Origin of the sequence: Streptomyces chisholmiae, from assembly GCF_031845445.1 — a bacterium.
GTDB classification, from domain to species: Bacteria; Actinomycetota; Actinomycetes; order Streptomycetales; family Streptomycetaceae; genus Streptomyces; species Streptomyces chisholmiae.
This window is the reverse complement of record NZ_JAVREO010000042.1, coordinates 1-9038: the sequence shown is the minus strand read 5'-3', so window position 1 is coordinate 9038 and position 9038 is coordinate 1. Positions and strand designations below refer to the sequence as shown.

At 63.7% G+C, this 9038-nt stretch carries 9 protein-coding genes; 3 read left to right on the top strand and 6 right to left on the bottom strand.

Features of this window, described 5'->3' with window-relative positions:
* The first annotated feature begins 47 nt into the window (after window positions 1–47).
* Together RM844_RS33685 and RM844_RS33680 are read left to right on the top strand one after the other, a co-directional pair.
* Window positions 48–284 (top strand): DUF317 domain-containing protein, encoded by a 237-nt coding sequence (locus tag RM844_RS33685; RefSeq protein ID WP_394814644.1) that lies wholly within the window; start codon window positions 48–50, stop codon window positions 282–284.
* The gene (locus RM844_RS33680) at window positions 268–759 is read left to right on the top strand and encodes a DUF317 domain-containing protein (protein WP_394814643.1); all 492 of its coding nucleotides are present in this window, start codon (window positions 268–270) and stop codon (window positions 757–759) included. The genes RM844_RS33685 and RM844_RS33680 overlap by 17 nt, the downstream gene beginning before the upstream one ends.
* An 89-nt stretch (window positions 760–848) precedes the next feature.
* On the opposite strand, the gene RM844_RS31880 is transcribed toward RM844_RS33680, so the two are convergent.
* From RM844_RS31880 to RM844_RS31855, 6 genes are all read right to left on the bottom strand, one after another.
* On the bottom strand, window positions 849–1316 hold the full coding sequence (locus RM844_RS31880) for a DNA phosphorothioation-associated protein 4 (RefSeq protein ID WP_311670942.1): 468 nt from the start codon (window positions 1314–1316) through the stop codon (window positions 849–851).
* The gene (locus tag RM844_RS31875; RefSeq protein WP_311670941.1) at window positions 1316–3373 is read right to left on the bottom strand and encodes an AAA family ATPase; all 2058 of its coding nucleotides are present in this window, start codon (window positions 3371–3373) and stop codon (window positions 1316–1318) included. Before RM844_RS31875 ends, RM844_RS31880 begins: the two co-directional genes overlap by 1 nt.
* A complete protein-coding gene (locus RM844_RS31870) occupies window positions 3370–3534 on the bottom strand; it encodes a hypothetical protein (protein WP_311670940.1) in 165 nt (54 codons plus the stop codon). The genes RM844_RS31875 and RM844_RS31870 overlap by 4 nt, the downstream gene beginning before the upstream one ends.
* Before the next feature lie 46 nt (window positions 3535–3580).
* Window positions 3581–4474 carry a helicase-related protein gene (locus RM844_RS31865; RefSeq protein ID WP_311670939.1) on the bottom strand — a complete coding sequence of 298 codons (894 nt, stop codon included), beginning with the start codon at window positions 4472–4474 and terminating at the stop codon, window positions 3581–3583.
* Window positions 4475–4548: 74 nt separating this feature from the next.
* A complete protein-coding gene (locus RM844_RS31860) occupies window positions 4549–5706 on the bottom strand; it encodes a DEAD/DEAH box helicase family protein (RefSeq protein WP_311670938.1) in 1158 nt (385 codons plus the stop codon).
* Between the two features lie 26 nt (window positions 5707–5732).
* Window positions 5733–6542: a hypothetical protein gene (locus RM844_RS31855; protein WP_311670937.1), complete on the bottom strand. Its 810-nt coding sequence runs from the start codon at window positions 6540–6542 to the stop codon at window positions 5733–5735.
* Window positions 6543–7054: 512 nt separating this feature from the next.
* Here RM844_RS31855 and RM844_RS31850 point away from each other — a divergent pair.
* A complete protein-coding gene (locus RM844_RS31850; RefSeq protein WP_311670936.1) occupies window positions 7055–8770 on the top strand; it encodes a DUF262 domain-containing protein in 1716 nt (571 codons plus the stop codon).
* Window positions 8771–9038: the final 268 nt, after the last annotated feature.

The following is a 9038-nucleotide window of genomic DNA, read 5'->3' as shown; positions in this document are numbered from 1 at the left end:
TAACTCCTCGCGGAACTGCTGCCGTTCGGCGGTCAGCCCGCCCCCTTGTGGATACCGCATGCTCCGGTGATACCGCAGGGGACAGCCGCCCGTCAGCCCCTACGACACCACGAGTTCAATCTCAGTACCTTCCCACCCATCCTCTCTACGAGGCGCTATGGGTCATTCGTGTGGCGCCGGCGCCTCTCCACGCCCCCCTATGGACGGCGATCTTCTCCCACGGGAGCCCAGGGGAGGTAGTCGCCGCTTTCACGGAGGCGCTCGCCTATGACCTTGCTGGGTGACAGCCGGGATGCGCTGCGTCCCGAGCATGCCCCCAGCCGGGTGACCTCACCGCTGAGTCGGGCTGGGTGGCAGACGCGAAATGGCCACGGGAATCCGCTCACGGAAGGGGCTGTTGAGGACCAGGATCTGCCCCTGACGTACGACTCGCCGGACGGGTTGGCACAGGTTCACCGGCTCGATGGGCCGATACCCGAGAGGCAAGACCGCGAGTCGCTGCCCCGTGCAGGCTGGGCCTTCAGCGCGGGGCTGGGTGAAGCGGGATGGGAAGCCTTGTTCGGCGCCGCAATCCCTGACCGTCTCGTGGCGGCCGCGAGCCGCCGGCTGGCTGCCACTCAGCCGGTCTTCCGCGATGAACGGGAACTGTCCTCCGAGCTTCTCGTGCATCTGACCGTCAGCCCGCCAGCCGAAGATGATCGCGCGGGCGGAGAGCAGGGAGCAGGCCGAAGCCGCCGGGCGGGAGAGCCCTCTAGCTGATCAACCGCTGGCCGTGGGGAGGGGGTATGGGTGGCCCCTCCCCACGCGGCTGGGTCCTCCTACCGTCGGCGTGGCCTGCGTCGGGTGTTCTACCAGTCGAGATCGCCGGTGGCCAGGATCTCCGTTGTGACGTCCGGCTGCTCGTCTGGGGACTCTGTCAGAGCTTCCATGACCAGCGAGTTGAGGATGCCCGTGACGTCACGTCCCCCGCCGGCGTTCAACTCACCTCGGATATAGCTCAGCCCTCCGTTCGCGTACTCCTCGAAGATCCGGATGCGCTCCTTGAGGCGGTCGTCTCCGAGAATCTTGGGATCATCCGGAATCTCGGCGGCAGCAAGCAGGTCGAGGAGCACGTCACCGTATGAGCGGTTCTCGACGCGGGAGAGGTTGATGGGCTCCTCGTGCTTCTCGAAGGACTCCCGGCGCCCCTTCCGCATGCCCAGTGCGGCGGCGAACATCATCACCTCGTACATGGCCGTGAAGGGACCACTCTTACCGGCGAGGGCGGCTAGGAGCTCTTCGTGCTCGGCGGGCCGCCGGAACCGTTCTTCGGCCATCAGAGGGACACCTCCTCCAAGACGGTGTGCTCGAAATCGCCGCGGGTCACGTATGGGACGGCCCGGTCGTTGATTGTGATCGTCTGCTCCTTGGCGTCTTCCTTGGAGGTGACCGAGCGAAGGACGTACACCCTAGAGGCTGCTGACTGGAGGTGCTCCAGCACGCGGCCTCGTGCCTGGGACTGGGAGAGCAGGGTGACGATCTGCGAGGTCAGTTGAGGGAGGGACTCGGCGACCTGGTCCTGGTACTCGATGTCGAGGTTACCGAAGGGCGCATCCATGACAACGGGGTAGATGCCGCCCTCGTCAAGGTTCGCCTCATCCGTCTTCTGCTTGCGGTCGTGGATCTTCTTGGCCATCTCTGATACTGCGCCGACGAACGACAAGCCGAGGATCTGGTTCTCACCCGTGCTGCGGATCGCGGCCGGGCCCGCGGCGGTGGCGTGGAGTCTGAGCTCGAAGTCGGGAGTCAGCTCCGGAGTGAAGGGCTTGATGCAGATCCGCGAGAAGACCCCCTTGACCCTGGCATCGAGCTGCCCTCGTACCTCCGCGGTACGTACGTCAAGGATGCGGCGGAAGGCTTCCAGTACCTCGTCAACCAGCGCCACTTGGCGTTGCAGGCGATGCGCCTCAGCGTCTTCGACCTTGGCGGCGCGGAACTGCCGACGCAGACGAGTGAGCTCCTCCTCCATACGCTCCATGTCCCGCTCGGCATCCCGGTGAGCTCCAAGTGCCTCGACGCGCTTGTCGTCGTACTCCTTACGGCGGTCTTCCAGCTTTTGAACATCGACGACATCGACGCCTTTCAGCTGTCGGGCGATGTCTGTTTCCTCGGCGTCTAGGTCGTTGATCCTGGCCTCGACTGCCTGGAGCTCGGCACTGATCTCACGCAGCTCTTCCAATAGCGCCTTGCGGGCGTCGATGAGCCGGGAGGCGTTGCCTCGAAGGTTCATCCAGCGTGCCTGGACGTCTGCCAGTCCGGCGTTCTCCAAACGTTCCAGCAGGGCCGTGTGGCCGGCGGAGCCAGCCGGCACGGGAGTGCCGCACATGCAGTAGCCGTCCTCCAGGAGCCCGGTGATGAAGTCCCGCTGGATTCCGGCGGGCAGCTCTTGGCGCTTGCGCATGCCCTCGGCGAGGTCGATCACGGTCTGGTCGACGCCGGAGGTGAAGGCGATGAAGCCCCGCTCGGCCAGCGCTCGTCGATGCTTCTCCTGGAGCTCTTGGTAGCGAATCTTCTCCTGCTCCAGCTCCTTGGCAAGCCGCACTCGGCGCTTCTGGAGCGGCGCTGCTTGGCCGTTCTCGAGTAGAGCCTTGCTGGCCGCATCAACCTCGCGCTTGTAGGCGGAAATGTTCTCGGACAGCTTGAGCGATTCGCGGCGGATGGCCTCCTTCTGCTGCTCGACCTTTTCTTGCGCGTCGGCCAGCTGCTGGAGGCGCCCACCGCCGAGTTTCTTGGCTGCAGCGGTGAGCTTGCGGGATGCTGCCGGCAGGTGATCTCCGATGGCTCGTTCGATTATCTCCAGGCCCATCAGGGTCTTGATGGCGTCCTGGACGTCGCCGGCGCCGTCCCCAGTGAACATCCGTTCCATGCGTTCGCCGTTGAAGAGAAAGAACCGTCGCAGCCCTTCGGGGAGGATCTTCTCGATCCGGTCTTGGCCGTTCTTGACCTCGATGCTCTCGCCGTGCCGGGTCTCGGTCACCGCGAGGGTAGGACGAGGTAGGTCCTGGGCCTCGGATGCCTTGACCGCCCGGACCTCGCGAAGGACGGTGAACAGCGCTCCCTCGTGCTCGAACTCCAGTCTCGAGGCAGCATGTACGGAAGCACCGAAGGCCGCCTCCGCCCAGGCGCGGTCGTTGATGATCCGGTCCTGGTGCTCGACGTCGCCGGTAAACGTGCCGTACAGGGCCCAGGTGAAGGCGTTGAGCAGAGTGGTCTTGCCTGCACCGTTCATGCCGAAGATCAACACGGCCGGCTTGCCGTCGGTGACGTCCAGTTTGAGCACGTGCCGGCCGTGGAACACGCGGAAGTTCTCGACGGTCAGCTTGAGCAGGTTCACTTGGCGAGCTCCTTGGCCGCGTCCATGATCTTGCTGGTGAGCAGGGTTGGGTTCTTCACATGCAGGTACTCACGCTCCAGCGTCAGCACACGCTTGGCCAGTATCCGGGCTTCAGGCGACAGGTTCTCCAGGATCTCCTTCGCGGTTTCCTGAGCGTTCATCGCCCCCTCCTCGCTCACTCGTTCGTTCATCGACTCGTCTCAATGATCAGGTATCCATGAGCCCGTAGCGCTGACGCAGCGGGCGCAAGGTGTCCAAGGTGGCAGCTTCGTTATCTGCGAGACGGGCGAACTCCGTGACTCGACTGAGCTCGCGCGCGACCATCCGGCGTTCACTCTCGCGATGCAGGGCTTCGATACCGTCCGGGGGGACGACGATGAAGTCCACGATGTCGGCTACGTCCTTCCCAGGCGCGCGGCGCAGGACGCGTCCGCGGCGTTGGATGAACTGCCTCGGGTTGGACGAGCTGGCCAAGAGATAGGCAGTGCGGGCTGCCGGCACATCCACCCCTTCATCCAGGCAGCGCATGGACAGCAGCACCTGGAGGTCGTTGCCTGCACTGAACCGCCGCAGGATGGCACGTCGCTGCTCACGCAGGGTGTCGGAGATGTACTTGGCGGCAGGCATGCGCAGCTCATGGCCCACCATGCGCAGGGTTTGGTCGAGCTGGGTCGGTTCGTCGAGTTTTCCATGCACTCCGTCCGCGAGGGGATGCCGACCTTCTGCGCAGTACAGGAGCTGGAACCAGTCGTTATGCCGCTTTGCGATCTCGCCACGGAGGGCGGGAAGCTTGGCCCGTGCATGCCCCAAGATGTTGGCCCGCTTGCGAAGCAGCCTGCCGAGCGGGCTGTCCTCGTCGGCGTCGTCGCTAAATTGATGTGCAGAGAGTGCCTTGGCGATCTTGACCGTGACCTCGGCGTACAGCTCAGCTTCCTCGTCGTCGAGTTCGACCAGTACAGGGGTATACCTGTAGCGGCAGAGCGCTCCGGCCTTGATGGCGTCGCCAATTCCCATCTCGAAGACGATGTCGCCGAAGTACTCCCGTAGGGCAGCGGTTCCGTCGTCGTCGAACCAGCGCTCGGGCGTGGCCGAGAGGCCCAATCGGTAAGCGGCAGCGTCGGGCAGCTGCCCTCGTAGTCGTCGGGCACCCAGGTTGTGGACCTCGTCGCCGATAATTAGGAAGTGCCCGCGGTGGCGGGCAGCAGGGGTTGGAGGATGCCTTTGCCGAAGGTGGCGTTGGTGGTCACGATGGCGCCCCCGCGAGCGGTGCCGAGTGTGAGGGCATCGAGGAGGTAGGAGGCTCGGCGATACCACACATCGGTTGACTCGTAAGCGCGGATGGCGGTGATCCCGAATCGCTCGACGTCCTGCGCCCATTGGTCGACCAGGTGCTGGTAAGGGACCACAATGACGGTCAGGAGGGGAAGGTCCGCTTGCCGCTTCAACCGCTTCGCGAGTTGCGCAGCGGCTGACAGCGCGGTGAGCGTCTTGCCGGTGCCGGTCGCCATCCGCAGGATGCCACGCAGCCCGTTGGCGAACCAGCGTCGGACTGCCTCCTTCTGGTACTCACGGACCTGCAGGTCCGTGGGAATCGTGAGTATGCCGTCGGCGTCGGGCCACGGCAGAGTGATGGTCGCTCCGTCGGGCGGCATCTGTGGGATGGCCTGGCCCTTGGTGCCGCGTGCGTACTTCTCGATGAGAGGGCGAGCCGCGTCGGCGAAGTCGATCACGCGCAGAAGCGGCGTTTGGTCGCGCCAGAGGTCTTCGAAGTCTCGGCTGATCCGGACGGCTCGCTCGCTGTCGCCAGGGTGCCAGCTCCGGAAGACCTCGATGGACTCGAAGTTGCCGGCCAAGCCAGGCAGGGTCTCGTTGGCGCTTCCCTTGAAGGCGACCACGTCTCGGCCGTCGCGGAACACGCCGATCTTCTCGTGGTACATGCCGATGCGGTTGTCCGCCGAGATGTAGGCGAGTTTGATGTCCAACCGCCCCTCCGCGACAAGGATCCCGAGCTGCCCTAGTCCCTGGGCCGCGAAGGGGTCATGGCACGCGTCTTCGATATTTCGCAGCGCGGCGCGCTCCAGCACGCCGCGCAGGGCGTACCCGGCCTGTATCTGGTCGATGTCCTCCCGGTTGAGCCGCGGAGACGCCACGATGCGCAGTTGCCCGCCACGCGAGGCAAAGTCGTCCAGCCCCTGGCCGAGGACGGCGAGGACCGACGCGCTGAAGTAGCCCACCGCTCGGTCGTAATGCGTCGACGCCCCAAGGACGGGAACGTAGAAGTCCTTCACTAGGTTCGAGCGGTCGCTGCGGTAGTCGCTCTCCAAGTTGATCACGCACAGCGTTCGTCGCTTCTTAGTCACTAAAGCCCCATCAGGCTCATGATCTCGTCCGCAGAGGCGTCGCCCGCGCCCAGTTCGGCACCGCTCTCACCTGACACCTGTGACTTAGTGCCAGGCACCGACGTGGACTGACCCGAGACATCGTTCAGCCGTCTGACGATGCCACCGCTGGTCGTGAAGGGCGCCGTAGAGGCCACCTGGCGAAGCGTAGCGTCATTGATCGTGAAGTCCCTGCCTAGTTTTCGCTGGAGATCGCCCAAGGACATGGCTCCCCCGGCCTCATCGAGCTCCTCAGCCACCAGCTCCTTGACAGATGTGTATCGTCGTATCCCCCAGGACCGGAGTGCCCACTCGCTCACGTCGCTCCGTATGAAGCGATCATCGGCAGATAGCTGGGCCTTGAGGGAGTCCACGTTCACGTCGCCCCCCATCCGGCCAACCAGCACCCGGAGTGTGAGGGGATGGCCAGCCTCCATTAGGCACACCTCAGCACGGCCCCTCAGAGATCGGCGGCGTCCCTTGGTCCGCAGATCCGCAGGCGGCATGTCAAACAGCTGCAGCTCTTGAACAGATTCCCTCCGGGCAAGGGCCCACCCTCCGTCTACCATGACGATACGGCTGTCGGCGAGGAGTGCGCGCCGGACCTCGGTCGCATCGCCTTCCTCGGCGAGGTGCTCAAGGATCTCTGCCTCGGTGAGGGGCCCCACCTCGGCCAACGCTGCGGCAATCCGGTCCTCTAGCGGGACCATCGCTGGTGTGCCGACCACCGGCTCCTCGCTCGCGAGCAGCCAGCCTTGCCCGCTCGCACGCGCCCCCAGGATTCGTGACACGAGGCGACGAAGGTCGGAAGGAAGTTGATCGGCCTCGGCAAGAAGCTCCCCCAGGGCGACACTCTGCCCTCGATGCACCGTCACATAAGCAGCAAGGCACCCCAAAGCGGACGCAAGGGAGATCGATATGGCCTCCGATGACTTGTGCTCAGGTTCAGTATCGCCCGGCGTGATCACCCGGTGAGCATACGTTGTCACAGTGACGCACCCCCTTCGGTCGCGGACGCGAGCACGGCGTCGTGGTCCTAATTCAAGCCTGGGCCCCGGAAGCGCGGCGCCTGTAGCTGGCCCCCCGAAGCCCTGTGGATCCATCACGGTACCGCGCAGCAGTGACATCCCCAGGAGCCAGCAGTGCGCCGCGTCACGCCTCAGCGTCCGGGCAGTTGGAACTGCGCAGCTACTGGCGAACCAGCACCAGTGGTTGAGCACCAGCGTTCCGCGTCTCAGGTGTCCTGCAGCGGCCGGTCAACAGGGTTCCCAGGGATGCGCAACCCGCGGTTAGACTTCACGACATGGCGTCGCGCAACGGCACTACCACACTCCAACTCAACCTCCTCGGCATGGGGGAAATCCTGCGGAACGACCGGCTCACTGTGCCTCAGTTCCAGCGTTCCTACTGTTGGAAGGTGGACGGAGCCGTCCAGGACTACTGGATGGACTTGAGCCGCGCGATCCGTGCGGGTGCTGATGAGGAGTACTTCTTCGGCACGATCGTCCTCACCCAAGATGGCCCCGAAAGCCGCAAGAAGATCATCGACGGCCAGCAGCGGCTCGTTACGTCCTCGCTCCTGATCGCCGCCATCCGCGACGAGCTGCATCGCCTGGGCCACGCCCGCGCGCAGCTCATCGGCGACGAGTTCCTCGCGAGCCAGGCGTGGGACGCCGAGGGAACGGAGCCGCATCTCAAGCTCAACGAGGACGACAACCCGCCCTTCCACGGTATCGTCACCCGCAGCACCTTGCCGGCCCCTCCGGCCAAGCGGGCCGACTCCGACGTCATCAAAGCGTACTGCTTCTTCCGCGAGCAGCTCGCAGAGCTCAGCGAGCGGTATGGCGCGGAGGCGTCACATGAACTCCTGAAATGGGTCAAGTACGTCCAGCAACGCGCGCAACTCGCCGTCGTCGAGACCCCCTCTGAAGGCGACGCGTACGTCATCTTCGAGACCCTCAATAACCGCGGCGCAGACCTGACCACTGCCGACCTGCTGAAGAACCACTTGTTCGGAGCAGCTAAGCTGCACCTCGACTCCGTGCGTAACAACTGGCACAAGGCTATCGGCGCCTTGTCCCTGACGGCAGCCAATGACAAGTTCACTAAATTCCTGCGCCACTACTGGAGCTCGCGGGTAGGCAAGGTTACCGAGCGGGACCTGTACGCACAGATGCGTAAGCGGGTGACACGCAGCCAGGAAGCGCTGACTTTCTCAGAAGAACTCCTCATGGCAGCACGCATCTATGCGGCCCTGTCTGACCCGAGCCACGAGATCTGGGCCGAGAAATGCTCCGCCCGCCGACCGGCGCTCGATACGCTTGCTCTTTTCAATCTGGTCCCCAATAAGATCCTCCTTCTTGCAGCAGTTGAGCACCTGCCGCCCGTGCAGATAGAGAAGTTGCTCAAAGCCATGGTCAGCTGGTCTGTCCGCGGCATGATTACGGGCGGAATAAACCGAGGTCGCTACGAGGACCTCTACTCGCAGACTGCCGTAGGTATCCGCCAGGGCGATATCACGAACGTCTCCCAGATTCGCGATCGCCTGAATGATCTCATTCCGTCCGACAGCGACTTTAGGGCACAATTCACCCTGGCCACGCTAGGGCGAGGTGACGCTAGTAAGATCGCTCGGTACTACCTGAGTGCTCTGGAAAAGAGCTGCAACAAGGATCAGCAACCGGAGTTTGTGCCCAACGAAAATCCCAACGAGGTCAACCTAGAGCACATTTACCCACAAAACGCTCTGGTGGAAGACTGGTCTGAGTTCATCACTGAAAGCGAGAACCGCGAGGACGCTGACAGCTGGATCTATCGCCTCGGCAATATGGTGTTGATGCCCGCTGGCTCCAATTCCCGACTCGGCAACAAACCGTTCGAGGATAAGGCTCAAATTTTCCAGAATTCGCAGCTCACCTTGACTCGAGAAGTCGGCGAAAGCGCGACGTGGACGCCAAAGACGATCCAGGAGAGACAGGAGCGTCTGGCAGCGCTGGCGGTGCGTACATGGCCGCGGTGACGTGGACCCCAGCACTTGATTGGGAAGGTAATTAGGCAGCCTCAATCGTCATCATCCGATTCATTTATGACGTGTACGATCGGCTCAAGGAAGTCGCTGGCTCTGGCACGACCAGCGCGTAACGTCGAAAACTCACCGGGCTACTGAGATTGAACTCGTGGTGTCGTAGGGGCTGACGGGCGGCTGTCCCCTGCGGTATCACCGGAGCATGCGGTATCCACAAGGGGGCGGGCTGACCGCCGAACGGCAGCAGTTCCGCGAGGAGTTA

Coding starts and splice junctions, on each gene's coding strand:
- RM844_RS33680 (WP_394814643.1), top strand. CDS start 268: ATGACCTTGCTGGGTGACAGCCGGGATGCGCTGCGTCCCGAGCATGCC.
- RM844_RS31880 (WP_311670942.1), bottom strand. CDS start 1,316: ATGGCCGAAGAACGGTTCCGGCGGCCCGCCGAGCACGAAGAGCTCCTA.
- RM844_RS31870 (WP_311670940.1), bottom strand. CDS start 3,534: ATGAACGCTCAGGAAACCGCGAAGGAGATCCTGGAGAACCTGTCGCCT.
- RM844_RS31850 (WP_311670936.1), top strand. CDS start 7,055: ATGGCGTCGCGCAACGGCACTACCACACTCCAACTCAACCTCCTCGGC.